Source organism: Sphingomicrobium arenosum (genome assembly GCF_026157085.1).
Taxonomy (GTDB): domain Bacteria; phylum Pseudomonadota; class Alphaproteobacteria; order Sphingomonadales; family Sphingomonadaceae; genus Sphingomicrobium; species Sphingomicrobium arenosum.
On the sequence record NZ_JANPVN010000001.1, the window covers coordinates 1,559,632 to 1,583,568 of the forward strand.

At 66.9% G+C, this 23,937-nt stretch carries 23 protein-coding genes; 7 read left to right on the forward strand and 16 right to left on the reverse strand.

The window, feature by feature from the left end; all coding sequences use genetic code 11:
• Positions 1–12 precede the first annotated feature (12 nt).
• The 3 genes from NUW51_RS07910 to panB form a co-directional block, all read right to left on the reverse strand.
• The gene (locus NUW51_RS07910; protein ID WP_265564404.1) at positions 13–1,341 is read right to left on the reverse strand and encodes an outer membrane protein assembly factor BamB family protein; all 1,329 of its coding nucleotides are present in this window, start codon (positions 1,339–1,341) and stop codon (positions 13–15) included.
• 5 nt (positions 1,342–1,346) lie between these two features.
• On the reverse strand, positions 1,347–2,057 hold the full coding sequence (locus tag NUW51_RS07915) for a tetratricopeptide repeat protein (RefSeq protein ID WP_265564406.1): 711 nt from the start codon (positions 2,055–2,057) through the stop codon (positions 1,347–1,349).
• Positions 2,058–2,171: 114 nt separating this feature from the next.
• Positions 2,172–3,044 (reverse strand): 3-methyl-2-oxobutanoate hydroxymethyltransferase, encoded by an 873-nt coding sequence (gene panB / locus NUW51_RS07920; protein ID WP_265564408.1) that lies wholly within the window; start codon positions 3,042–3,044, stop codon positions 2,172–2,174.
• A 45-nt stretch (positions 3,045–3,089) separates the two neighbouring features.
• Here panB and NUW51_RS07925 point away from each other — a divergent pair, with 45 nt between their 5' ends.
• On the forward strand, positions 3,090–3,581 hold the full coding sequence (locus NUW51_RS07925; RefSeq protein WP_265564410.1) for a methyltransferase family protein: 492 nt from the start codon (positions 3,090–3,092) through the stop codon (positions 3,579–3,581).
• Here NUW51_RS07925 and NUW51_RS07930 read toward each other — a convergent pair.
• Both NUW51_RS07930 and NUW51_RS07935 read right to left on the reverse strand, forming a co-directional pair.
• On the reverse strand, positions 3,578–3,859 hold the full coding sequence (locus NUW51_RS07930) for a DUF427 domain-containing protein (protein ID WP_265564412.1): 282 nt from the start codon (positions 3,857–3,859) through the stop codon (positions 3,578–3,580). The genes NUW51_RS07925 and NUW51_RS07930 overlap by 4 nt on opposite strands.
• Before the next feature lie 54 nt (positions 3,860–3,913).
• The gene (locus tag NUW51_RS07935) at positions 3,914–4,267 is read right to left on the reverse strand and encodes an arsenate reductase (RefSeq protein ID WP_265564414.1); all 354 of its coding nucleotides are present in this window, start codon (positions 4,265–4,267) and stop codon (positions 3,914–3,916) included.
• A 214-nt stretch (positions 4,268–4,481) separates the two neighbouring features.
• Here NUW51_RS07935 and NUW51_RS07940 point away from each other — a divergent pair, with 214 nt between their 5' ends.
• A complete protein-coding gene (locus NUW51_RS07940) occupies positions 4,482–5,447 on the forward strand; it encodes a serine hydrolase domain-containing protein (RefSeq protein WP_265564416.1) in 966 nt (321 codons plus the stop codon).
• Here the strand turns inward: NUW51_RS07940 and NUW51_RS07945 are convergent.
• From NUW51_RS07945 to NUW51_RS07965, 5 genes are all read right to left on the reverse strand, one after another.
• Positions 5,428–6,807, reverse strand: coding sequence for an MATE family efflux transporter (locus NUW51_RS07945; protein WP_265587957.1), 1,380 nt, complete (start codon positions 6,805–6,807; stop codon positions 5,428–5,430). The genes NUW51_RS07940 and NUW51_RS07945 overlap by 20 nt on opposite strands.
• Before the next feature lie 44 nt (positions 6,808–6,851).
• Complete coding sequence (locus NUW51_RS07950) at positions 6,852–7,859, reverse strand: hypothetical protein (RefSeq protein WP_265564418.1); 1,008 nt, start codon at positions 7,857–7,859, stop codon at positions 6,852–6,854.
• A gap of 82 nt (positions 7,860–7,941) precedes the next feature.
• Positions 7,942–8,805, reverse strand: coding sequence for a DMT family transporter (locus tag NUW51_RS07955; protein ID WP_265564420.1), 864 nt, complete (start codon positions 8,803–8,805; stop codon positions 7,942–7,944).
• The gene (gene purT, locus NUW51_RS07960; RefSeq protein WP_265564422.1) at positions 8,768–9,943 is read right to left on the reverse strand and encodes a formate-dependent phosphoribosylglycinamide formyltransferase; all 1,176 of its coding nucleotides are present in this window, start codon (positions 9,941–9,943) and stop codon (positions 8,768–8,770) included. Before purT ends, NUW51_RS07955 begins: the two co-directional genes overlap by 38 nt.
• Entirely contained in the window at positions 9,940–10,710 is a 771-nt protein-coding gene (locus NUW51_RS07965; protein WP_265564424.1) for a hypothetical protein, read from the reverse strand. Before NUW51_RS07965 ends, purT begins: the two co-directional genes overlap by 4 nt.
• A 97-nt stretch (positions 10,711–10,807) precedes the next feature.
• Here NUW51_RS07965 and NUW51_RS07970 point away from each other — a divergent pair, with 97 nt between their 5' ends.
• The gene (locus NUW51_RS07970) at positions 10,808–11,854 is read left to right on the forward strand and encodes an AI-2E family transporter (RefSeq protein WP_265564426.1); all 1,047 of its coding nucleotides are present in this window, start codon (positions 10,808–10,810) and stop codon (positions 11,852–11,854) included.
• 2 nt (positions 11,855–11,856) lie between these two features.
• Here the strand turns inward: NUW51_RS07970 and NUW51_RS07975 are convergent, their stop codons facing one another.
• The 3 genes from NUW51_RS07975 to NUW51_RS07985 form a co-directional block, all read right to left on the reverse strand.
• The gene (locus NUW51_RS07975; RefSeq protein WP_265564428.1) at positions 11,857–12,063 is read right to left on the reverse strand and encodes a hypothetical protein; all 207 of its coding nucleotides are present in this window, start codon (positions 12,061–12,063) and stop codon (positions 11,857–11,859) included.
• Positions 12,064–12,327: 264 nt separating this feature from the next.
• Entirely contained in the window at positions 12,328–13,902 is a 1,575-nt protein-coding gene (gene guaA, locus NUW51_RS07980) for a glutamine-hydrolyzing GMP synthase (protein ID WP_265564430.1), read from the reverse strand.
• 82 nt (positions 13,903–13,984) lie between these two features.
• On the reverse strand, positions 13,985–15,508 hold the full coding sequence (locus tag NUW51_RS07985) for a serine hydrolase (RefSeq protein WP_265564432.1): 1,524 nt from the start codon (positions 15,506–15,508) through the stop codon (positions 13,985–13,987).
• A 326-nt stretch (positions 15,509–15,834) separates the two neighbouring features.
• On the opposite strand from NUW51_RS07985, the gene NUW51_RS07990 reads away from it, so the two are divergent.
• Complete coding sequence (locus tag NUW51_RS07990) at positions 15,835–16,221, forward strand: response regulator transcription factor (RefSeq protein ID WP_265564434.1); 387 nt, start codon at positions 15,835–15,837, stop codon at positions 16,219–16,221.
• A gap of 572 nt (positions 16,222–16,793) precedes the next feature.
• On the opposite strand, the gene NUW51_RS07995 is transcribed toward NUW51_RS07990, so the two are convergent.
• Together NUW51_RS07995 and NUW51_RS08000 are read right to left on the reverse strand one after the other, a co-directional pair.
• Positions 16,794–17,426, reverse strand: coding sequence for a hypothetical protein (locus NUW51_RS07995; RefSeq protein WP_265564436.1), 633 nt, complete (start codon positions 17,424–17,426; stop codon positions 16,794–16,796).
• Positions 17,427–17,567: 141 nt separating this feature from the next.
• Positions 17,568–19,079, reverse strand: coding sequence for a winged helix-turn-helix domain-containing protein (locus NUW51_RS08000; protein ID WP_265564438.1), 1,512 nt, complete (start codon positions 19,077–19,079; stop codon positions 17,568–17,570).
• Between the two features lie 209 nt (positions 19,080–19,288).
• Here NUW51_RS08000 and NUW51_RS08005 point away from each other — a divergent pair, with 209 nt between their 5' ends.
• From NUW51_RS08005 to NUW51_RS08015, 3 genes are all read left to right on the forward strand, one after another.
• Entirely contained in the window at positions 19,289–20,257 is a 969-nt protein-coding gene (locus tag NUW51_RS08005) for a hypothetical protein (RefSeq protein WP_265564440.1), read from the forward strand.
• An 80-nt stretch (positions 20,258–20,337) separates the two neighbouring features.
• Entirely contained in the window at positions 20,338–21,294 is a 957-nt protein-coding gene (locus NUW51_RS08010) for a hypothetical protein (protein ID WP_265564442.1), read from the forward strand.
• 5 nt (positions 21,295–21,299) lie between these two features.
• On the forward strand, positions 21,300–21,599 hold the full coding sequence (locus NUW51_RS08015; RefSeq protein ID WP_265564444.1) for a hypothetical protein: 300 nt from the start codon (positions 21,300–21,302) through the stop codon (positions 21,597–21,599).
• 78 nt (positions 21,600–21,677) lie between these two features.
• Here the strand turns inward: NUW51_RS08015 and NUW51_RS08020 are convergent, their stop codons facing one another.
• On the reverse strand, positions 21,678–23,858 hold the full coding sequence (locus tag NUW51_RS08020; protein WP_265564446.1) for a prolyl oligopeptidase family serine peptidase: 2,181 nt from the start codon (positions 23,856–23,858) through the stop codon (positions 21,678–21,680).
• Between the last annotated feature and the right edge of the window lie 79 nt (positions 23,859–23,937).

Sequence of the window (23,937 nt, forward strand, 5' to 3'; positions counted from 1 at the left end):
CCGGGTCAATGCCTAGCGCAGCGCGAAGAGCGTGCCCTTGTCACCCAGGAGGTAGAGCGCATTGCCCGCCACGACCGGCGGCAGGCTGAAGCCTTCGCCCATGTCGCGCTGGCGCAGGAAGCGCCCGCTGTCGGGATCGATCTCGATCAGCGCGCCTTCCGAGCTCGCCACCCACAACTTGCCGCCTGCCAGCACCGGCCCCTCGTAATAATAGGGCCCGCGCTTCTTGTCCTCGTTCTTGAAGCGCGGCAGCTGGTTGATCCAGCGCACGCGCCCGGTCTCCCGCGCGATGGCGAGGAGCTGGGCACGGTCGGAGACGACGAAGACCCAGTCACCCGCGACGGCGGGGGTCGAGGTGCCTGCGATCGACAGTTCCCACAGGCGCTGGCCCGACAGGATGTCGAGCGCGACCATGCGACCGCCCTGCCCGACGGCGATGACCTGCCCGCTGTCGATGACCGGATCGGCGTCGATGTCGGACAGCGCCGACACGCTGGTCGAGACCGAGGTGCGCGACAGGGCGTCCTGCCACAGCAGGCGGCCGTTCTCGTAACGATAGGCGTTGAGTTCGCCCGAGCTGAAGCCCGCGACGATGGTGCCGCGACCCGCCGCCGGCGCGGCATTGCCGAACACGCCCGCGACTTCGAGCGCGGCGGCGGCGCTCCACTCGCTCTGCCCGTTGGCGGGGTTGAGCGCGAGCAGCTGATTGTCCTGGCTGGTCACGTAGACGTGGGTGCCATCGAAGGTCGGGGCGCCGCGCAGCGGGCCTGCCGGACGCACGCTCCACACGATGCCGCCGTTGGTGGCGTCGAGCGCGGCGACATCGCCGAGCCCGTTGGTCGCATAGACGCGGCCGTTGCCGATGACGACGCCGCCGCCGAACAGCGAGGCGCGATCGCCCTCGACGCTGGCAAAGCCCGAGGCCCATTGCAGCGAACCGCTGGCCGCGTCGAAGGCGCGCACGACGCCGCGCGTGTCGATGGTGAAGACGCGCCCGCCCGCGACCACCGGGGCCGAGATCAGCCGCGCCGCGGTCGACGAACCCTCGCCGATCGACTGGCGCCACGCCAGCTGCGGATCGGTGGACAGTGCAAGATGGCCCATCGCCTTGGGCGCATTGCCGCCCGACTGCGCCCAATCCTCATTGGCGCGCGCGGCGGGCAGCGCGAAGGGAAGCGCGGCGGTCGTGGCGTCGATCCCGACCTCGACCTCGGCGCCCAGCACCGCGACACGCTCGCCCAGCACCGGGGTGCGGCTTTCCGATTTCTTGAACACCCCGCAGCCCGAAAGGCCCGCCGCGATGGCCGCGGCAAAGAGGAGCTTGGTCGTCGTTGCGCTCATATGACTTACTGTCCTTCTTGTTCGATCTGCGCGAGCGCGGCGCTGGCGTCCACGCCATAGCTGCCCGCCACCTGCACCGCGCGGCTGCGCAGGCTGGTCGGCAGGCTTTCATCCTCGGCGATCGTCTTGAAAATCTGTGCCGCTTCGTCGTCCTGGCCCTGTGCGAGCAGTGCCAGCGCCGTCAATTCCTTGGCCGCCCCATGGAAGGGCTGGCCGTCCTGCGCGAGCCCCTGGAGGCGCGCGACGACCACGTCGGGTTCGACCTGGTCGAAGTCGAGATAGGTCCAGCGAACCGTCGCCGCGGCGCGATAGGCCTCGGGCGCGTCGGCATCGCTCGCGACCGCCTGATAGGCGGCGATGGCGCCGGGCCGGTCGCCCCGGTCGAGCAGCACCGCGGCGCGCAGCATGCCCGCCGCCGCGCTCGCCAGCGGGCCTTCGCCCGCCTCGACCGCTTCGAGGCGGCTGGCGATACTGTCGGCCTGTTCCTCATCACCGAGATCGGCGATCACCTTGGCCAGTTCCTCGGCCCCGGCCTCGCCCTTCTTCACCTGCTGGCCCTGCCACCAGATCGAGCCGGCGACGGCGGCGAGGAAGAGGATGACGGCAGCGGCGATCCACTTGCCATATTTGCGACCGAAATCGGCGGCCTGCGCGCGGCGATATTCCTCGTCGACCTCGCGTTCGAACTGGGCTGCGTCTTGCGGGGGAAGTGCCACTCGGGAAAACCTTCGATTGGACGGGACGGGCGGTGCGCCGCTTACGGCCACCATCCCCTCCCCAAAATGAATGGAGGCTGGCTTAGCGCCGCGCGTCGCGAAAGGCAAAGGGGTTCAGGACTTGGGCCGATAGGTCTGCGCGTCGGTCGGAAAGGCGCCCGAGCGCACCTCGCCCGCATAGGTCTCGACCGCCTTGGTGATCTGGTCGCCAAGATCGTGATAGACCTTCACGAAGCGCGCGGTGCGCTCGAACAGGCCGAGCATGTCCTCGGTCACCAGTACCTGCCCGTCGCAGTCCTTCGACGCGCCGATGCCGATGACGGGGACCGGCGAGGCGTTGGTCACCGCGCTGCCGATCTCTTCCATCACCCCTTCGACCACGATGGCAAAGGCACCCGCATCGGCGACCGCCTGTGCATCGGCGAGGATCTTGGCTTCCTCGCTGTCGTCCTTGCCCCGGGCGCGATAGCCGCCGAGCATGTTGACCGCCTGCGGGGTGAGGCCGACATGGCCCATCACCGGGATGCCGCGTGCGGTGAGGAAGCGAATGGTCTCCGCCATCGCCTCGCCGCCTTCGAGCTTGACCGCCGCGCAGCCGGTTTCCTTCATGATGCGCGATGCGCTCTCGAACGCCTTTTGCGGCGACGCCTCATAGCTGCCGAAGGGCATGTCGACGATGATCATCGCGTGCCACGAGCCGCGCACAACGGCGGCGCCATGCGCGCACATCATGTCGAGGCTGACGGGGATGGTGCTGTCGAGGCCGTAGATCACCTGGCCCAGGCTGTCGCCGACGAGGATCATGTCGCAATGCGCATCGAGCAACTGCGCCATGCGCATCGTATAAGCGGTGAGCATGACGAGCGGCTCGCCGCTGCCGTCGGGCCTACGCTTGCGCGCCATGATCTTGGGCGCGGTCATGCGTTTGCCCGGCGCCGGTTTGGGCGTCGCGCGGCTGGTATCGGTATCGATGGTGATCTTGGACATGGGAAGCTTCTAGCGCTCGCCCGCGCGCGCGGCTAGGCTCGGCTGATGCGCGATCAAAAGGCCCCCGATCATCCGCAGGTCATCGCTCCGCCGCCGCTCATCTTCGGCGTGCCCCTCGTGCTTCTCTTATGGGCGCACGACCGCCTGTCGGGGACATGCGACATTCCCGTTCACCTGCTGAACTGGCCGATACGGGCGTTCTTCGGCGCGGCGACCGTCATCGCGGGCGCGATCCTCATGGTCACCGCACTGGCGGCCTTCAAACGCGCCGACACGCCGCCCGAACCGTGGAAGGCGACCCGCGCGCTGACGTTGGCGGGGCCCTATCGGCTGACCCGCAACCCCATGTATCTGGGCATGGCCTTTGCCTATGCGGGGATCGGCATCATCGCCGGCTGCCTCATGCTGCTCGGCTCGCTGGTGCTGGTCCTGATCGTCATCGACCGGCTCGTGATCGACCGCGAGGAAGCCTATCTCGCGCACAAGTTTGGCCAGCCCTACACGGACTATCTCGCCCGCTCGAAGCGCTGGTTCTAGCCGACCTCGACACCCTTCCAGAAGGCGATATGCCCCTTGATCTCGGAGGCTGCCTGCTTGGGCTCCTCATAGGTCCAGGCCGCATCGGCATTGGTGATGCCGTCGGCCTTGATCGAATAATAGCTCGCCTCGCCCTTCCACGGGCAATGGCTCTTGGTGTCCGACGGTACGAGCCGGTCCATCTTCACGTCGTCGCGCGGGAAATAATGATTGCCCTCGACTTCGACGGTGTTGTCGCTGTCGGCGATGACGTCGCCGTTCCATGTGGCCTTGACCATGTTCATTCTCCTGCTTGGGAAAGTGAACGTGGCCCGGCCATCACGCGTTCCAGCCTAGTCGTGGATGCCGGTCATCTTTTCATAGCCGGTCGAATCATAGCCCACGAGCACGGTCTCGCCGTCGGTGACGACGGGGCGCTTGATCATGGTCGGATGCGCGCTCATCAGCAGCATCGCCTTGTCGGCGTCGATATCGTCCTTCAAGGGCGCGGGCAGTTCGCGGAAGGTGGTGCCGCGCTTGTTCAACAGCGGCTCCCAGCCCATCTCGAGCACCCACAATTCGAGCGTCTCCTTGTCCACGCCGGTCTTCTTAAAGTCGACGAAGCTGTAGGGGATCTGGCGCTTCTCGAACCAGTTCTTGGCCTTCTTGACCGTATCGCAATTGGGGATGCCGTACATGGTGATCATGGGAGCTGCTCTTTTTGGAAATTCTGCAAAGTCGCCCGCCATATGCAAAAGCCCCGCGCCTCTTTCAACCATTGACGCACGACCATGCCATATCAGGACCCGTCCATCCCGGCCTCGTCCAGCGACCGCCGTTCGTCGAAAGGCGATGGCCCTGTGTATTGCCGGGATATAACAGTAAGGTCGAATTTCCCCATAATGGATAACCGATTTCCTCATGCGCTTCCTTCCTGCCCTTCTTGCCTCCACCCTCCTTGCCTGTACCGCCGCCAACCAGCCCGATCCTGCACAGAGCGTGACGGTCACCGCGACCGGCGACAAGGTCACGGCCCAGGCACCGCCACCCCTCACCGCCGACAGCCAGTTCCAGGCGGGCTCGATCGCCAAATGGACGTGCAGCCTCGCCGCGATGCGGCTGGCCGAGGCGGGCATGCTGTCGCTCGACGACACGGTCGCGACGCTGCTGCCCGGCTATGGCGGCGAGGCGGGCGAGGTCACGCTCGGCGAACTGCTCGCCAATCGCGCGGGACTCGCCGACGGCCTCACCGCCGCGCTCGAGGCCGAAGGGAACGACGACCTGCTCGCGCTCGATCTCACCGCCCTCAATGCCGCCAACCGCTTTGCCGCCGGCGCGCCCGTCCCGGCCGAGCGGCGCGGCTATAGCTACGACCTCGTCAACTGGATCCTCGTCCAGGCGGTGATCGAACAGGCCAGCGGCGCGCCGCTAGCCGAGGCCATGGACCGGCTCGTCATCGCGCCCGCCGCGCTTCCCGCCACCCGCTTCGACAGCGGCACGCCCATCCTCGCCGACGCCCCCGAAGTCGTGGGCGAGGTCATGCCCATCCCCGGCTGGCTCGGCTGTGCGGGCGGCATGGTCACCACTCCGGCCGACCTTGTTCAGCTGATGCGCTTCGCCGCGACCGACGCGCTCGGCGAGGAGGCGCTGGCGACCTTCACCACGCCGACCACGCCCGAGGAAAATTACGCCCTCGGCGGCCGGGTCCGCAAGGACGAGGAGGGCGCCCCAATCTTCTGGTTGTCGGGCTCGAACGGCGCGTTCAAGAGCCGCGCTGCCTATCGGCTCGGCACCGGCGACGCCTTTGCGGCGATGAACGCGGTCGACGATGCGGACGGGCTCGAGGAAGCGATGGAAGACTGGCTGGTCAGGACGCGCCAGCGCTAGGCCGACGCCACACCACCCACCACAGCATCGCCGCCGCGATCGCGCCGCCGAACAGGTTGGCCGCCAGTTCGGCCGCGTAAATGCCGCTGGCGCCCCAGCGCGCGCCCAGCCACCAGGCGGCCGGCACCATCACGAGCAGCACGCGTGCGAGGCTCTGCACCAGCGCGTTGCCGGCGAAGTCGAGCGCATTGAGCGCCCCGTTCGCCATGATCAGCACGCCATAGCCCGCATAGCCCCAGGCGGCGATGAGGAGATAATCGCTCATCTGCGCGATCACGGCGGGATCGTCGGTGAAAATCCCTGCGAAGGTTTCGCGAAAGGCGACCAGCAGCGCGCCGATGCCTAGGCCATAAGCGATACAGAAACCGCCCGCCCAGAGTAGCGCCTGGCGCACGCGGCCCAGATGCCCCGCGCCCCAATTCTGCCCGACGATCGCGCCGATCGAGGCCGAGAGCGAGAGGAGCGGTACGACCGCGAAGCTTTGCAAGCGCCCGCCCGTGCCGAACCCCGCCACCGCAGCCTCGCCCGCCGATGCCGCGAGGAAGCCGGTCAGCACGCTGAGCCCGATGGGGTTGATCGAGTTGGAAAAGGCCGCCGGGCCCGCCACCCTAGCGATGGCGCCGCTGCCGCGCTTCCAGTCGCATTGCGGCAGCGTGGTCGGGGAAAAGGGCAGTGCGCTGCGCTGGAGGAAGAAGAAGCCGATCAGCACCGCGACCATCCAGCCGCCCACCGTCGCCCAGGCCGCCCCGGCAATCCCCATGCCCGGCACACCGAACGCCCCGGTGATGAACAAGGGGTCGAGGATCCAATTGGCCACCGCCAGCGCGAGCAGCACCGAGGACGAGCGCTTGGCGAGCCCCTGTCCGCGCAGGCATCCATTCACCCCCATGCTGACCAGCAGCAGCGGAAAGAAGAGCGCGAAGGGCGCCATATAGGCATCGATCAATGGCAGGATCGCCTCGTCGGCCTGCATCAGCCGGAACAGCGCATGGCGTCCGGTATAAAGGCCGAGCCCGACGACGATTCCGAAGATCGCCGCCAGCACGATGCCCATGTTGCCGCGCCGCCGCGCGAGATCCTCGTCGCCCTGCCCTAGGGCGCGGCTGACGACGCTCGAGATGCCCGCGATCACGCCGACGCCAAGCGACGACAAAGCGACCGTGACGGGAAAGATGAAGCTGATCGCCGCCAGCGCGTCGGCGCCCAATTGGCCGACGAAATAAGCATCGATGATGCCGACGCTCATCAAGGCGGCGCCCCCGACCATCATCGGCAGCGTTTGGCTGACGAGATGGCCGGGGATCGATCCGGTCGCGAGCTTGGCGGCTGCGGATTTGCGAGGGGGGCTGTCGGCGGGCATTGCAGCCACAAGCGCTAACCGCCCCCTCCTTGTTCCGCCAGCCCTTAACGCGGCTGCGGCTTGCACCTGAGGCTCACCGCCGCATTCTCGCGGCGATGCAGGCCGAGGCCGGAAAGCTGCACGAAGGGCGCGGCGGGGATGAGGCGCAGCCCCGTCTTGGGGTCGACGATCACGCCCTGCTGCGGCCACGTCGCCACCAGTTCGGCTTCGACCGAGCGGGCGTTGTCGGGCCCGTCCGACTGGCGGACGACGGGCTGCGCTCCCTCGCGGTGGTAGAAGCGCAGGTTCCAGTCGGCATCCTTTCGGGTGCGGAAATCGGCCTTCACGATCATCGCGCTGGGGCACAGCTGGCCGCCCAGCGGGCGATATTTGGTGCCCGTTACCGACAGCGAGACATCGGACAGCGGCGCCTGCGTGCTATTGCGTGCGGGCGGCGCCGTCCGGCCACCCGAGGTGCGGGCATTGTGGCGGGCCATCGAGCCTTCGCGCGCCAGGCAGCGCACCTTCAGCGGCACCGGTTCGTGATCGGTCACATCGCGCGTCGTCCAACCCACCGCGTTGCGCTGCCAGGTCGCGAGCGCCATCACCTGGTAGGCATTGGGAACGACATATTCATGGTCCATCGACTGAAAGGCTGCGCGCTGCCGGGGGGCTACCTCGCCGAGCTTCTGGTTGCAAAGCGCGACCGGGTCGACGCGATCGCTCATCGCCTCCCATTCGACCCGATAGCTGCGATTTCCCGCAGGGGTCGGCTCGGACATGAACCGGCTTCCACCGCCCACATAGAGACCGCCCGAGCGATAGCTCCAGCCGCGGCGCCAGGGTTCGCCCGACACCCAGAAGGTCGCGGCAAGGTTCTTGGCGGCAATCCGGTCGTAGCGGCTGCCGTCCGATTGCACCGACACTTCCGGCAGCTGATAGGGCTTGCCCGGTGCCATCTCGCCATAGGCCACGCGGACCGTCAGCTTGTCCCCGGCCTGCGCCTCACCGGCCCCGGCGAACAGCGCCAGCACCGACGCGGTCATCGCCAGTTTCTCGATCATCTTCATCACTCATACTCCTTCGTCTCAAGTTGGATCATCGATCCATCTTTTCGCCGACGAAGGTGTCGGTTCGATGCGCCGAGCCCAGCGCTTATCGTTTCAATTGTGACAGCGGCGCGCGCATCGCCAGCGCGACCCCGCCGAGGATCACCAGCCCCGCCAGCGTGAGCCGCGTCCCCGGCACCTCGCCGAGCAGCGGCCAGGCCAGCAGCCCCGCCGCCGCCGGGGTCAGGAGCTGCACCCCCGCCACCCCGGTGAGCGACATTCGCGGTGCGACCATGCGCCAGGCGACATAGCCGAGGCCGCTCGTCACCGCGCCCGACACGGCGGCGAGCAGCGCGCCGTTAACGCTCATCCTTTCGCCGAGCAGGAACAGCGGCAGCGCGGCGACCGCGGCCACGGCGAAGGCGCCCGCGGTTGCCGCTGCGGCCTCGCCCTCGCCCTTGTGGCAGACGAGCGAGTAGAGCCCCCAGCCGAGCCCCGCGATGCCCATCACCAGCGCCGCCCTCGCATCGACCGCGCCCACGCCCGGCGCGAGCAGCCAGCCGACGCCTGCCAGCGCGACCAGCACACCGACCAATGCGCTCGCCCGTACCTTCTCGCCACGCGCCAGCCCGAGCGCGACCATCACGCCTTGGACGGTCGCGAACAGGATGAGCGCCCCGCTCGCCGCGCCGAGTGTCACATAGGCAAAGGAGAAGGCGATGGCGTAGGTCGCGAGGAACAGCCCCGCCGCCCCATCGCGCCGTATCGAAGCCGAGCGCCACAGCGGCGCCAGCACCAGCGCGCCCGCGCCCAGCCTGATCGCCGCATAGGCCCCCGGCCCGATCGCGCCGTCGCCCAGCGCGGCACGCGCGAGGAGCGAATTTGCGGCGAAGGCAAGGATCGCCAGCGCGCCGACGAGCCAGAGACGCGCCCTAGTCGTCGTACCGGATCCAGAGCTTGGAGGCGGCATCGGAAGCGATTTCGCGGGCGCGCATGGTGCCCTCGCCCGGCGCGCTCGCCAGCGCCACGCCCATGCGCCGGTTCGGCCGCGTCACCGGCTTGCCGAAGATGCGCACGTCGACATGGGCGCCGGGCGGGGCGAACATCGCCTGCTCCAGCCCCTCGATGGCGAAATGCTCGGCGGCCTGTTCGGCGAGCAGCACCGCGCTCGCGCTCGGCCGCGCATGGATCGGCGGGATCGGCAGCCCGAGGATGGCGCGCGCATGGAGGTCGAATTCGGACAGGTTCTGGCTTACCAGCGTGACCATCCCCGTATCGTGCGGGCGGGGGCTCAGTTCGGAGAAGATCACCTCCTTGCCCTTCACGAAGAATTCGACCCCGAAGAGGCCATAGCCGCCCAGCGCATCGACCACCTCGGCGGCCATATGCTGCGCCTTGTCGAGCGCAACGTCATGCATGGCGGCGGGCTGCCAGCTCTCGCGATAGTCGCCGCCTTCCTGTCGGTGCCCGATCGGTGCGCAGAAGCTCACCCCCGCGGCATGGCGCACGGTCAAGAGCGTGATTTCATAATCGAAGTCGACGAAGGCCTCGGCGATGACGCGCTGGCGGTCCCCGCGCATGCCCTTGCAGGCATCTTCCCACGCCGCTTCCAACTCCTCGGCGTTGCGCACGGTCGATTGGCCCTTGCCCGAGGAACTCATCACCGGCTTGACCACGAGCGGAAAGCCCACCGCGTCGGCGGCCGCGCGCAATTCCTCGAAGCTCTCGGCGTAACGATAGGCGCTGGTCTTCAATCCCAGCTCGGTCGCCGCGAGATCGCGGATCGCATCGCGGTTCATCGTCAGCCGCGTCGCCCGCGCGGTCGGCACGACGTGCCAATTCTCGGCCTCCAGCTCGACCAGCATCTCGGTCCGGATGGCCTCGATCTCCGGCACGATATGATCGGGCCGGTGCTTCTCGACCACGGCGCGCAGCTTCTCGCCGTCAAGCATGTCGAACACTTCGCGCGCGTGCGCCACCTGCATCGCGGGCGCCTCGTCATAGCTGTCGCAGGCGATCACCCGGCACCCGAGGCGCTGGCAGGAAATGACGAACTCCTTGCCCAGCTCCCCCGAGCCCAACAGCAGGATGGTGGCGGTGGGGATCATGTCTCGCTCTCCTCGTCCAATCGCGCGATATCTTCCGCCACCCAATCGGGCGGCGCGCAGTCGCGCCCCACGGTCTCGCCGAGCAGGTCGCAGAAATTCTCTATACCCTCGCGATACCCTTTGAGCCGCCCGATCCACCAGCGCTGCGATGCCATCGCCCGCGTCGCGGCGTCGACCAATGCATCGTCCTGCCGTGCCGCCGCCCAGTCGACGGCGACGACACTGGGCTGCCCCTCGGGCCCATCGAGATCGAGCGTCAGATACGCCCGGGCGAGAGACAGGATGTCGGGCATGCGCTCGACCGCCTCGGCCCGCCACCGATCGTTGAACCGATCGATCCCGAGGATGAGGCTCTGCTCCTGCCGCAATTCTTCCGACCCGATCAGCACGACATCGCCCGACGACATCAGTTCGTCATAGAAATTGTAGCGCGGCGTGAAATCACGCAGCAGCGAGAGGAGCGCCAAGCCGTCATTGGGGTCGCCCGACACCGGCTCCTTGTCCGCCAGCATCGCCATCGCCGCCTCACGATCTTCCTGGAGTTTCGCGTTGCGATGCAGGATCAACCGCGAATAAGCGACATTGGCTTCTGTTTGTGTGAGCAGGTTCGATAGCGCCGCTTGTTCACGCTTCTTGTCGACCCGCGCCTCGTTCCAATTGGCGACTTGGATACCGATGAACACGCCGACCACGACGATGATGAAGTCGAGCAGCACGGCGAACCAGTTCTGGTTCCTCACATGATCCATGACACGGCGCAGCAGCATGGCCCCACCCTAAAGCGCGCCCTCCCCCGCGCAAGCGCGCTTTTGCTTGAAAAGTGCGCGCCCCCCCGCCACCGTGCGAGCCGATACGCAAGGGGGGATGACCAAGATGACGATGAGCCTAGGCGAACTGGTGCGCCGCACGCTGGTGGTGATGCTGATCATCGGCATTGCGCTCACCCTGCCGCTCCTCACCCCGACGCTGCTCCTTATCTTCGGCGCGATCCTCATCGCGGTGCTGATCCGCTCGGCGGCTTGGCCGTTCGAGCAGCTGGGGCTCGGCAACACCGCCTCGGTGCTCTTGGGCCTCGCCACCATCCTCATCCTCCTCGGCCTCTTCGGCTGGCTGTTCGGCGCACAATTGTCGGGCCAGTTCGCGGCCTTGCAGGCGCAGTTGACCGAGGCGGTGCCGCAGGTGCGCGCGCAATTGGAACGCCTACCTTTCGTCGGCAGCCTCGCGGGCGCCACCCCCGACATGCAGGAAATCGCCGGCCGCGCCTTGAACTTCGCCTTCGGCATGCTGGGGCTCGTCACCAATCTCGTGCTGGTGATCGTCGGCGCGGCCTATTTCGCCTTGGATCCCGCCGTCTACAAGCGCGGCCTCGCCAAGCTTTTCCCCAAGGACCGCTCGGACAAGGTGATCGAGGCGATGGACGCCTCGGGCCATGCGTTGAAGCGCTACCTCCTCGGCCAGCTCGCCACCATGACGATCGTCGGCCTCATGGTCTGGATCGGGCTGGCCATCGTCGGCATCCCCAGCGCTGCGGCGCTCGGCCTCACCATCGGGGTCGCCAATTTCATTCCGCTGGTCGGCCCCTTCATCGGCGCCATCCCGGGCCTCATCATCGCCTTTTCCGCTGCGCCCGACATGTTCTGGTATGCCGTGCTCGTCTATCTCGTCGCCCAGCAGATCGAGGGCAATGTGCTGACTCCCATGGTGCAGAATTGGGCGGTCTCCATCCCCCCCGCCTTGCTCATCTTCGCGCTGGCGGCGGCGGGCAGCCTGTTCGGCTTCATCGGCGTCATCCTCGCCGCCCCGCTGACGGTGGTCATCTATACGCTGGTGACGATGCTGTGGAGCCGCGATGCGCTGGGGCATGAGGTCAAGGTGCCGGGACGCGACGACGCACCGGCCAGCGCGGGGTAAGCCTAGGAGGCGTCGGCCGCGTCCATCGCCTCGCGCTCCTCGGCAACCGCCGCCACCTCGGCCTCGACCTCGGCGTGGCGCTCGGCTTCGCTCACCACCATCGCCTCGACCGGCAAGTTGTTCTCGAGGCTGATCGGGTCGGCCTCGGCCTGGCTGCACGCGGCCAGCGCGAGGGCGGTCAGGGTGAGGGGCAACATCTTGTTTCGCATCGATAATCTCTTGTAAATGTCTTTCGTCCCCAATGCCGGACGGCGGCATTGGGTTCCATCCTGCAACCCATTGGCGAGCGCTGTCAGCAGCGATGGCCGCATGACGCGCCGGGGTGTGTCGCTCCATTAAGACGGTGACGTTCCGCTTTAAGGGATTTTCGACGAACCGTCGTAGCGCGCCGACGGGCGACCCTCCCCACCTCGCCGGTCCCCTCCGGGTCCGTCTCGGAATGACCGATAATCAGTCCCCCGGACTGACTTCGATTATTCCCACTCGATCGTGCCGGGCGGCTTAGAGGTATAGTCGTAGACCACCCGGTTGATGCCCTGCACCTCGTTGATGATCCGCGTCGCGCAATCCTGCAGGAACTGGCTGTCGAAGGGATAGACGTCCGCGGTCATGCCATCGACGCTGGTCACGGCGCGGAGGCCGCAGACCGAGTCATAGGTGCGCGCATCGCCCATCACGCCCACCGTGCGCACCGGCAGCAGCACCGCGAAGGCCTGCCAGATGGCGTCATAGAGCCCCGCCTTGCGGATCTCGTCGAGGTAGATGGCGTCGGCCTTGCGCAGGATGTCGCAGCGCTCCTTGGTGACCTCGCCCGGGATGCGGATCGCGAGGCCCGGCCCCGGGAAGGGGTGCCGCCCCACGAAGGCATCCGGAAGGCCCAATTCGCGACCCAAGTCTCTGACTTCGTCCTTGAACAGTTCGCGCAAGGGCTCGACGAGCTTCATGTTCATCCGCTCGGGGAGGCCGCCGACATTATGGTGGCTCTTGATCGTCACCGACGGCCCGCCGGTGAAGGAGACGCTCTCGATCACGTCGGGATAGAGCGTGCCTTGCGCCAGGAAGTCCGCGCCGCCGATCTTCGCTGCCTCCTCCTCGAACACGTCGATGAAGGTCTTGCCGATGAACTTGCGCTTCTTTTCAGGGTCGGTCTCGCCTGCAAGCCCCGACAGGAAGCGCTCTTCGGCGTCCACATGGACGAGCGGGATATTGTAATGATTGCGGAACAGGCCGACGACCTGTTCGGCCTCATTGGCGCGCATCAGGCCGTGGTCGACGAAGACGCAGGTCAGCTGGTCGCCGATCGCCTCGTGGATCAGCACGGCGGCGACCGCCGAATCGACCCCGCCCGACAGCCCGCAGATGACCTTGCCGTCGCCGACGAAGTCGCGGATCTCGGCGATCTTGGCGTCGCGATAGGCGGCCATCGTCCAGTCGCCCTTCAGCCCGCACACATGACGCACGAAATTGGCGATGAGCTTGCCCCCGTCGGGCGTGTGTACGACCTCGGGGTGGAATTGCGTGCCATAATAGTGCCGCTTCTCGTCGGCGATCACCGCGAAGGGCGCGCCGTCCGACTTGGCGACGATTTCGAAGCCGTCGGCGAACTGCGTCACCTTGTCGCCATGGCTCATCCACACCTGGTGGCGCTCGCCCTCTTTCCACAGGCCGTCGAACAGTTTGCAGTCCTTGGTGACGGTCAGATAGGCGCGCCCGAATTCGCCGCCTTCCCCCGTCTCATGCCCCGGCTTCACCTCGCCGCCGAGCTGGTGCGTCATGACCTGCTGGCCATAGCAGATGCCGAGGATGGGCAGCTCGCTGTCGAACAGCATCTGCGGCGCCCTCGGGCTCCCTTCGGCGGGCACGCTGGCGGGCGAGCCCGACAGGATGATCCCCGAGGGCTGGAGCCGCTCAAAGGCCTCCTCCGCCATGCTGAAGGGCGCGATCTCGCAATAGACGCCGGCCTCGCGCACGCGGCGCGCGATGAGCTGCGTCACCTGGCTCCCGAAATCGACGATCAGGATCGTCCCGCCCAATTCGCTCGCTTCCATCGCCAGTGCCGTCCTTCCTCGCGCCAAGTCCTTGGCGCTGTCGGTTAGAGGCTCGCGCGGGCAATCGCAACGGGCAAGCGGCCTATTCGCTCCCTGCCAGCGCCTCGGCGCGCGCCGCCTCGACCGTGCCGCGCGCCTGATGGTCGGCAGGGAGCAATTCGAGCACACGGTCGTAGGCCGCCACCGCGCCTGCCGTGTCGCCGCCATCGAGCAGCGCCGCAGCGCGGCCGAAGTTGAGGTTGATGTCGTCGGGATAGCGCGGAACTGCCATGGCATAGAGGCTGCGCGCCTCCTCATCCTTGCCCCGCTCCAACAATTCGGCACCGATCTGCGCCAGGTCGCGCGGCGGCGCTTCCACGTCGAGCGTATCGAGATCCTCTTCGACACCTGCCAGCGCCGCTGCATAGCCCTTCGCCGTCACTCGATCCGCGAAACGCTCGAACAGCAGGTGCTGCGGCGTCTTGGGCGTCTCGCCGAGCCCTAGCGCCACCAATCCCTCGGCGATGGCGAAAATCTCGCCATGCCCGTCGCCGCGCCGCGCCGCGCCATAATGAGCCGCGCTGCTGTCGGAGACGAAGAGCGACACGCCGCATCCCGGCAGCCGCGCGACCATCGCCGAATGCGGCGGCGACCAGCCGTCATGGCCGATGGCGTCGACCTCGGTCCCGGCCACCATCAGCGGCACCCTGTTGAGCCCCATGCCGAACATCTTGCCCGGCTGCGGTTTCATGCGCTCCAGCGTTGCGGGGTGGCGGAACAGGTCGCCTGCCCACAGCGCATTGAACAATGTGAGCATGTCCTTGCCGCTGGCATAGAGCGAGCCGACCCCGCCCGAGCTCAGCCGCCGCCGCTGGAGGTCCTCGTACCAGCCGTCGAGCGTGCGGGTTCGGCCCATCGCCAGCCCCGGGACATAGGAAATGAAGTGCGCCTTGCCGCTGTCCTCCAGCCCGAGCGGGGCGTAGAGCCGCCGCTGCAGCGAGCGTTCGAAATCGCCGCCGTCATGCGTCATCACGACCTGCTCGAGCAGCATGTAATTGCTATTGGAATAGGATTGGTCGGTGCCCGGCGCGAAGCTCAAATCCTCATCGCCGATGATTGCGATCCATCGGTCCATGTCGGGCGGGGTCGGTGCCCCCTCGACCAACAGCAACTCGGCCTCATAGGCATCGGCCTCGTCACTATATTGCATGTTGGGAATGCCCGAGCTGTGCGACAGCAGATGATGCAGTTGCACCGCCTCGGCATAGGCGAGATCGACGCCCGGCAACAGCTCGGCGAGCGTGTCGCCATATCCAATCGCGCCTTCCTCGACGAGCTGGTGGACCATGATGGCGGTCAACATCTTCGAAATGGAGGCGGTTCGCACGCGCTGTTCGGGCACATAGGCAATGTCATGCCCCGGCACCGCGATGCCGCGCGCCTCGCTCAGCCAGATGCCGTCCGGGCCCGACATCCACGCCACCCCGTCATGCACGCGTCGCTCGGCGATGCTGTCGAGCAGCGCGCTCGCCGCCGCCGGGTCGGGGCGGGTCGGACAGGTCGCCGCGGGCGCTTGAACTGCCGCGGCGGCAAGGCTCGCTGCCATGGTCGAAATCAACATCGTCATTGTCCCCTTCGAACGTCGTGCGCGGTCATGCGCCGCGCGCCTCGCGCCCGTCCAACACGCTTCGATGAACGCGCCTCCTGTCTCTGCGAGACCGCGACTTCTATCCGAAACGGACACTCTTGGCCGCGCCAAATGTCCCGACTGCTGCTACCAGCATGATCGGTCCACTGATTGACGTTCCACCCCCGCCACCGGCTTCCCGCAAGGGGGCCGGTGGCACCCCACCCGGACCTGCGGACCGATCGGCCCGGCTTCGACCCCGATCTCCGCCCTGTCGCCTTCATCCCATCGGCGCGATGACGGCTCGCGATGAAAGGGAGACGTTCATGGCCCGCATCATCCTCGCCGACGACGACGATGTCGTCATCTATCTCGTCCGCTCGCTCCTGGAAGAGCAGGGCCATCTCGTCGGCGTCTTGCCCGACGGCACCGATGTCGCCGCCGTGCTGGCTGCCAAGGATCCCGACCTGCTCATCCTCGACTGCGCCATGCCGCACAAATCGGGCATCCAGGTGCTGGGCGAATTGCGGGCGGCGGGGCTCGTGCCGCGCATTCCCGTCCTCATGCTCACCGCGCGCGCGGGCCACGCCGATCGCAACATCGCCTATGAAGCGGGTGCCAACGACTATCTCGCCAAGCCCTTCGACCCCGACGAACTGGTCGTGCGCGTCGAAGCGCTCCTCGCCCCGACACCGAGACGCGCCTTCGCCTGAACCGCGCCGATCGCCTCCCCCGTCGGGGCCGCAACGCCGAGGCTCCAGCCGACCTGCCCGGCCCCTATCCCGTCGCGCCCGCGACGACTGGACCCATGCTTCCAAACCGTTAGGCGGGCGAGCGCCGAGCGGGATCGGGCATTACGCTCGTCTTTTAAGCTTGCGTCATTCCCGCGAAAACGACCAAAAAAGGAAAAGCCGCCGGGCGACCCACCCCGTCGTCCCAGCGACGGCTGGGGTCGATGTTTACAAGCCGTTCAGCCTGGGCGAGCGCCGAATGCTATCAGCCGCCACGCTTGTCTTTTCCGCTTGCGTCATTCCCGCGAACGCCGGAAATCAGCGGAAAAAGAAAAGCCGGCTCCGCCCCACGTCGCGCCCGTGGCCATTGGGGCCCATGCCATCGAGACGCCCGATATGGCGGCGCTCCGCATCCCCCGAGGGGCTTGGCCACCCCACCCGCTCGCGTCAGAAACGCGACCAGAAGCCGCCCGCCAGCATCCCGTCGCCGACACGAAAAAGGCCGCCGACGGTTTCCCGCCAGCGGCCTCTTCTCATCTAGGGTCCGCTAGGACCTAGTAGCGATACCCATAGGGGCGCTGCTGCTGATAGCCATAGGGATTGTAGCGCTGGTAGTCGCGCGCGATCTCGCGGCTCGAGCGGCGATCGACGTCGGTATCGCGAATGCGTCCACGACGGTCGATCTTGCAGTTCCACTTGAGATCGGACACCGCCTGCTGGCCATAGCCCGAATTGGCATAGCCGCGGCTGGCGAGGCCAAAGACCTTCATGTCGCCATCGCGCTCGCGGCGCACCGTGGTAATGCCGGTCACGCGGGCGCCGTGATTATAGGCCTGATACCCATTGCCATAGCTGTAGGGATCATAGCGATTGTAGCGGTCGTAACGGCTGCGGCGATCATATTCGCGGTCGAGCCTCGCCTCGACGGCGCGGGCACAGCGATCCACTGCGGCACGATCGTTCATGCCATATTGGTTGTAGCCGTAATTGCCCGAAGGATATTGGCCGTACCCATAGGTGCGCCCGCCATTGAGCACGCCGTTGAGGATGGTGCCGAGGACGCGCACGGTGCGGTCGCCACGGTCGGGATAATTGGGATAATATTGCGCCTGCGCAGGGGCGGCGGCAAAGGCAACGGTCGCGGCGGCAGCGCCGGCGATGCCGAGCATCTTGATCTTATTGGCCATGATGGCTCTCCTTACTCGTCGATACTGGTGGATCGATCGAGCATGACAGCCCTTCGATCTTGCACCCTGTATACCATGGCCACCATGGGCCTTGGCTGAACGGCGCGGTTCTCTAAGGTTCAGCTTTCGCCGTCGTGCCAATTAACGCATGAGGAAGGGGTCTGGCCGCGTTTCACTCGCCTGCCAATAACGCTCCAGACCCATGGCTTCGGTCAGCCGTGCCCATCTCGGGTCCAGCCGCATCGGCAGCACCGCCGGGGTGAAAAGGTTCATCGTCCGCCGCCAATATTGGTCGGCAACCTGCGGATCGCCGGGCCGACGCCACAAGGCGGTCCGGAGCCTGCCGCGGCCGAGATAGGCGCCCTCGGCAAGCGCGAACGCCTCGTCGAGAAAGCCGAGATGCGACAGGCCCATGAGGTTCGTGAGCGCCATCGGGAAAATCCGTACGGACACGTCCATCATGACGTCCCGCGCGGTCTCTCGGTCGGACCGCGATCCCGTTCGTTCGGCGCGTGCCAGCGCCGCGAAATTGGCGCGCACGGGCGCTGGCACCACCCGCATCACGGCGGGATCGGCGAGCATCGCCTCGGCATCGCCTCCCCGTCCGGTGAAGGTGAGGATGTAGAGGCGGGCAAATTGCACGGCAGGATGCCCCGGCCAACTCTGCCAGGCGTTGTCGATCGCGACATAGGCCGCATCCACCTCGCCGAAGATCCAATGCTTCAGCCCGCTACGAAACTGCGGCAGCGGGGTGAGCGGGTCGAGCGCCGCCACGCGATCGTTGAGCTGGCGGCTCTCCTGCGCCCGCCCCACCGCCTGCAGCAGCATCGTGAGCGAAAGCAGCGCGTGGACATTGGCCGGCGCCACGGCAAGCACCGCCCGCAGGTCGCGTTCGACCCGCCACCAGTCGCCATATTCGGGCCGCAGCGTTGCCAGCGCCGTGCGCGCATTGGCCTCGTCGGGGTCGAGCGCAAGCGCACGATCCGCCGCCAGCCGCGCCGCGCCGAGATTGGCCTCGACCTCCTCGCGGCTTCCCGTCTCTGCCAGTTCGCGATGCGCCAAGGCGCGGATCCCCTCTGCGTGCGCGCTTTGCGGCTGCAGGGCCACTGCCTGCCGCGCCATCGCCAACGCGTCCCGTCCGGCGCCCGGGAACTTGTCGCGAAGCTTGCGATCCGCCGCCTCCAGCAGACGCCGCGCTTCGCGGCCATTGGGGCTGCCCCCCGTCAGCGACACCGCCGTGGCGCCCGCGACCAGCGCGCCACCGATCGCCAATCCAGCCAGGACGCGCCGCCGATCCACGCGCCACGCCCCGTCCGATTCCTGCGCCAGTCCCGGCACGACCAGCCGGTAGCCGGTGCGCGGAATGGTCTCGATCTCGCCGCAGCCCGCGCGGCCGAGTTCGCGGCGTAGCTTGGCGACGGCGCGATTGAGCGAATCCTCGCCCACCGGCGCATTGCCCCAGACCTCGCCGTAAAGCGTCTCGCGCGTGACGACGCCGGGGGCGGCATCGGCGAGGCAGAGGAAGAGCGAGAGGACGCGCGGTTCGAGATGCCCCTCTCCGCGCGGTCCCGACAGGAGACGCCGCGACGGGCTGACGCACAGGGTCCCAAGGCGAAAATCGCTGCGTGCCCTCAGATCGCGTTCTAGCTGCATGGCCGACGCCTCGCTTCCCCGAATGGGTGATTTTATCCGCTTTCCACCTTCCATGCAAAGCACGCAGGGGCGATGTGCCGCCCAGAAAATAATAACCTAGATTAACAATGGCTTGCCCTGCCGGTCGGCTGATGGTCGGCAAATGGTCATCCCCTTTTTGCGGCTGAATGCCCCTGATCGAGGCACGACACACGCAAGGGGAATGAAAGATGCCGCTCCATCGCGCCGACCCATATCTCGTCTCGCTCGCCGCCGCTCTCGCGCTTGCTGCCTGTGGAGGCGGATCGGGAGGATCAACGCCACCGCCGCCAGTGGTCGACGGCCCCGACCCCACGCCCGCACCATCGCCGCCCCCCTCGCTCCCGCCGGGCGATGCCGCCGGCATCATGTTCGCGGGTGCCGAGATCGGCGACGCCATCCAAGTCCGTACCGCCTGCATCGAGCATGCCACCGGCCTGTCTGCCACCGGTGTCCCTACCATCTCGCAACCCTGGACCAGCGTCGACCAGAACGATTTCGTCGATTTCGCCCAAGGTTTCGGCGGCATGTTTCTCGTCTGGCAAGGCATCGACGACTATTTTTCCTACATCGACTGGGGTGCTTGGTCGCCTGTCGCGCCGCACAACAACGATCGAAAAGTGGTTGCCGGACCTCCCTATGACGTCCTGTTCGAGGGTACCGATCACGCGCTCTCCATCCCGCGTCGTACCTCGCTCGTCGACGTGGAGAGCGCGACGCTCGGCACGATCGCCACGACCGACACTTTCTGTACCTGGTCCGGGGGCCTGAGCTTCGATGAAGGTCTCGTGCCCGCAGGCGCGCGTTACGAGGGTGCGGCCGACGGGCTCGGCTGGATCAGCGGCGGTGCGATCCGCTATTACGGCAGCCAGATGACCTATGTCGGCAATGGCAATGCCGCGACCATCAGCATCGCCTTTGTCGGCCGGATGCCGGCCTTCGACGACCTCGCGGGCGAGGGTGTGGCGCTCGAGACCATGATCTTCGACAAGCCTGCAAACAGTAATGTCGCCGTCCCCCGCGTCGGCAATTATGTCACCGGCGGCAATCTCACGCTCCAGCCCGTGAGCGCAGGTGCGGGGCTGGCCGGTGACTTCGCGCTGAAGTTGCGCGGCGGCGATGTGCTGATGGGCTCGATCGCCGCCGATCGCATCAATTGAGGCCCGTTTTGTGGCGACTCGGGGCGCTGGGCTACCATTGCGCGCCCGCCGTAGAGGCGCACCAAAGGGAGATCGCCGCCATGAAGCGTCACGCCGTCCTCGCCATCCTCGCCCCCCCCGCCGCATTGCTCCTCGCTGCGTGCCAGCAGGACGAACCCGCCGCCGAGGCCTCGCTGGAAGAGAGTGCCCCCACGATGCCAGCCTCCGCCGAGCGGATCGCCGACCTTGTCGGCGCGCGCGGCGGACAGGCCGAGGCGCAGATCATGGCGCGCGGCTTCACCCTTGCCGAGGATGCCGGCTACAAGACTGCCGACGCGTCGCACAGCTTCTGGTGGCACGCGGGCGATGGCGGCTGCGTCCAGGTCGTCACCCGCGAAGGGCGCTATGCCGAGATCCTCGACGCCGATCCCGCCGTGTGCCGCGGCGAAGCGCCCGCCACGCGCCCTGCCGCGACGCGGATCAGCGAGACGCTCGCCCCCTTCGGCGACGGCTATCCGAATGCGGGCGATCCGTGCCGCCGCCTTGGCGAAGCGCCCGCCACCGCCGAATGGCTCGATGATGCCGCCACGCTGGTCGGCTGCCCGACGCAGGCCGCCGCCGACCGGCTGGGCGGCGAGGTCGTGGAGACCGTCGAGGGCACGGTCGTCGTCTCGGTTCCCCTCTCTACCGCCGAGCGCGCAGCCGAGATGGCCCCCTTCGTCGAGGAAATGCCGGATCCGGCCGACCCCGATACGGGCTACAATGCGACAGCGCCGGTGCGCTGCGGCTTTGCCAACGCCGCGCCCAACCGCGAGTGCAATGCCGGCGTGAAGCGGCGCTGGGGCGACGACGGAACCACGCTCGTCGAAGTGACGAAACCCGATGGACGCACGCGCGCGATCTTCTTTCGTGGCACGACCCCTTATGGCGCCGATAGCGCGCAGGCCGACGGCTCGGCGGGCTGGGATTTCGACGTGGAGCGCAAGGGCGACACGAACGTGATCCGCTATGGGCCAGAGACCTATGTCATCGTCGATGCCTTCGTGGTCGGCGGGTAAAGCAAGTGGTCGGCTCGCACGATCGTCTAGCGCTGCGCAGGCTGCTGCTCGTCATCCTGATCGTCTACGGGGCGGCGAGCCTGCTTGCCCTGTTCGCCATCCCGGCGAGCGTCGAGGGCTGGGTCGGTGTCGAGCCCGACCCCTTGTCGGGTATCTTCGCGCTGATTTTGGCGCTGCCTTGGAGCCTCGCGCTATTGCTATTCACCGACGCCGGGCCTTGGGCGTCCTTCCTCATCTGTGCGGCGGGCATCGCAATCAATTGCGCGATCATCTGGCGCATGGCGAGGCATCGCTCCGCCCCCTGATGCAGGACCATGGCAATGAGTAAAGGGCGGCGCCTCGCGGCACCGCCCCTCATCCCCGTTTAACGACCTAAAGCCGCTCTAATCGCCCATCGTATCGAGCGAGCGGTCCCGCGGGGTCTTCAATCCGGTGTGCCAGGCGAGGAAGGCGGCGACGTCGCTGGCTTCCTCGATGATCTTGTCGGTCGGCTTGCCCGCGCCATGGCCGGCGCGGGTCTCGATGCGGATGATCAGCGGATCATCGCCCTCGCCCGCGGCCTCCTGCAGCGCCGCCGCCAGCTTGAAACTGTGCCCCGGCACGACGCGATCATCGGTATCGGCGGTGGTGATAATGACCGCCGGATAGTCAGTGTCGGCATCGACATTGTGATAGGGCGAGAAGGTCAGGTTGTAGGCTGCGTCCGCCTCTTCCTGCGGATGGTTGTAATCGTCGACCCAATAGCGTCCTGCGGTGAAGCGATCGAAGCGCAGCATGTCCATCACGCCCACCGCCGCGTGGCCCGCATCATAGAGGTCGGGGCGCTGGTTGATGCTCGCGCCGACGAGCAGGCCGCCGTTCGACCGGCCCTCGATCGCCAGACCGTTTGCGGTGGTCACGCCATTGGCTTTCAGCCATTCGCCCGCCGCCGCGAAATCGTCGAACACGTTCTGCTTGTTGAAGCCGCGCCCGCCGTCGTGCCACGCCTTGCCATATTCGCCGCCGCCACGAATGTTGGCGACCACGAAGGCGCCGCCCGCGTCGAGCCAGGCGATGCGCTCGGCCTTGAAATTGGGCGTGACCGAGATGTTGAACCCGCCATAGCCGTAGAGGAGCGTCGGCACCGGGCCTTCGACGTCACGGCGCTTGGTGATGAACATCGGCACGCGCGTGCCGTCCTTGGAGGTATAGAAGACCTGGCTGGTGACATAGTCGGCCGGATCGAAGGGCACCTCGGGTGCCGCCCAGACGCTGCTCTGCCCGGTCGCGACATCATAGCGATAGACGGTGGTCGGCTGGGCGAAGCTGGCGAAGCTGTAGAAGGTCTCGCTGTTGTCGGGGCTGCCGCCGAACCCGCCGACATCGCCGATCCCCGGCAGCGCGACCTTGCGTTCAAGATTGCCCGAAAGGTCGTAGATGCGCACCTCGCTCTTCACGTCGACGAGGTAATTGGCAACGAGCTTGCCGCCGATGATGTTGGCGCTGTCGAGCTTACCCGCTGCATCCTCGCGCAGGATCCACGTGCGGGTCAGCGCGGGATCAGCGATGTCGACGCTGAACACCCCGCCGCGCAGCGCGTCGCGATTGGTGGCGAAATAGAAGCGCGTACCGACGTTGCCGACATAGCCGGTCTCATAATCCACCCCCGGTTCGATGACGAGCGGAGTGCGCTCGCCCTCGAGATCGATAATTGCCGTCTCCCAGCCGTCGGTGCCGGTCGAGGAGGAAGTGACGAGATAGCGTCCGTCGTCGCTCAGGGTCGCGGTATTGTTGAGCGAGGGATCGTCGGGCCGCGCGAAGACGAGTTTATCGGCGCTCTGCGGGGTGCCGAGGCGGTGGAAATAGACCGCCTGGTCGGTGTTGAGCCCGGTGAACTTGCCGGCGGCCTCGGCGGCGGGGAAGCGACTGTAATAGAAACCCGACCCGTCCTTGGCCCAGTCGAGTCCCGAGAATTTCACCCACTCGACGGTATCGTTCATGACGCGACCGGTCGCCACGTCGATGACCTTCAGCGTCATCCAGTCGGAGCCGCCGTCCTGCACCATGTAGGCGACCTTGCTGCCGTCGTCGCTGGGCAGATAGGTCGACAGCGCGGTCGCCCCGTCGGCGGCCCACAAATTGGGGTCGATGAGCACGCGCTCGGCGCCATTGAGACCGTCGCGCACATAGAGCACCGACTGCGGCTGGAGCCCATCGTTCTTGCGATAGAAATAGTTGCCGCCCTTCTGATAGGGCGTGCCGATGCGCTCGTAATTGTAGAGCTCGGTCATGCGCGCCTTGAACCATTGGCGGCCGGGCAGCGTGTCGAGATAGCGGTTGGTGACCGCATTTTGCGCCTCGACCCAGGCGGCGACTTGCGGGTCCTCGCGCACGTCATTCTCGAGCCAGCGATAGGGGTCGGCGATGGTCAGCGTGCCGACCTGATCGACGGCGTCGACCTTGCGCGTTTCGGGATAGGCGGGGGCGCGGTCGGCGGCGGCGAGCTTCATGGCAGGCTCCGTGCCCGGCGCGGTGGCGCAGGCGGTGGTGGCGAGAAGGGCGAGGGTGAGAGCGGCAACGCGCATATCTGTCTCCGAAACGAAAAGGACGTGGGACTGGATGGCCCAGCCCGCGTCCCCTTGTCTAGGGCAATGCGTTGTCCCT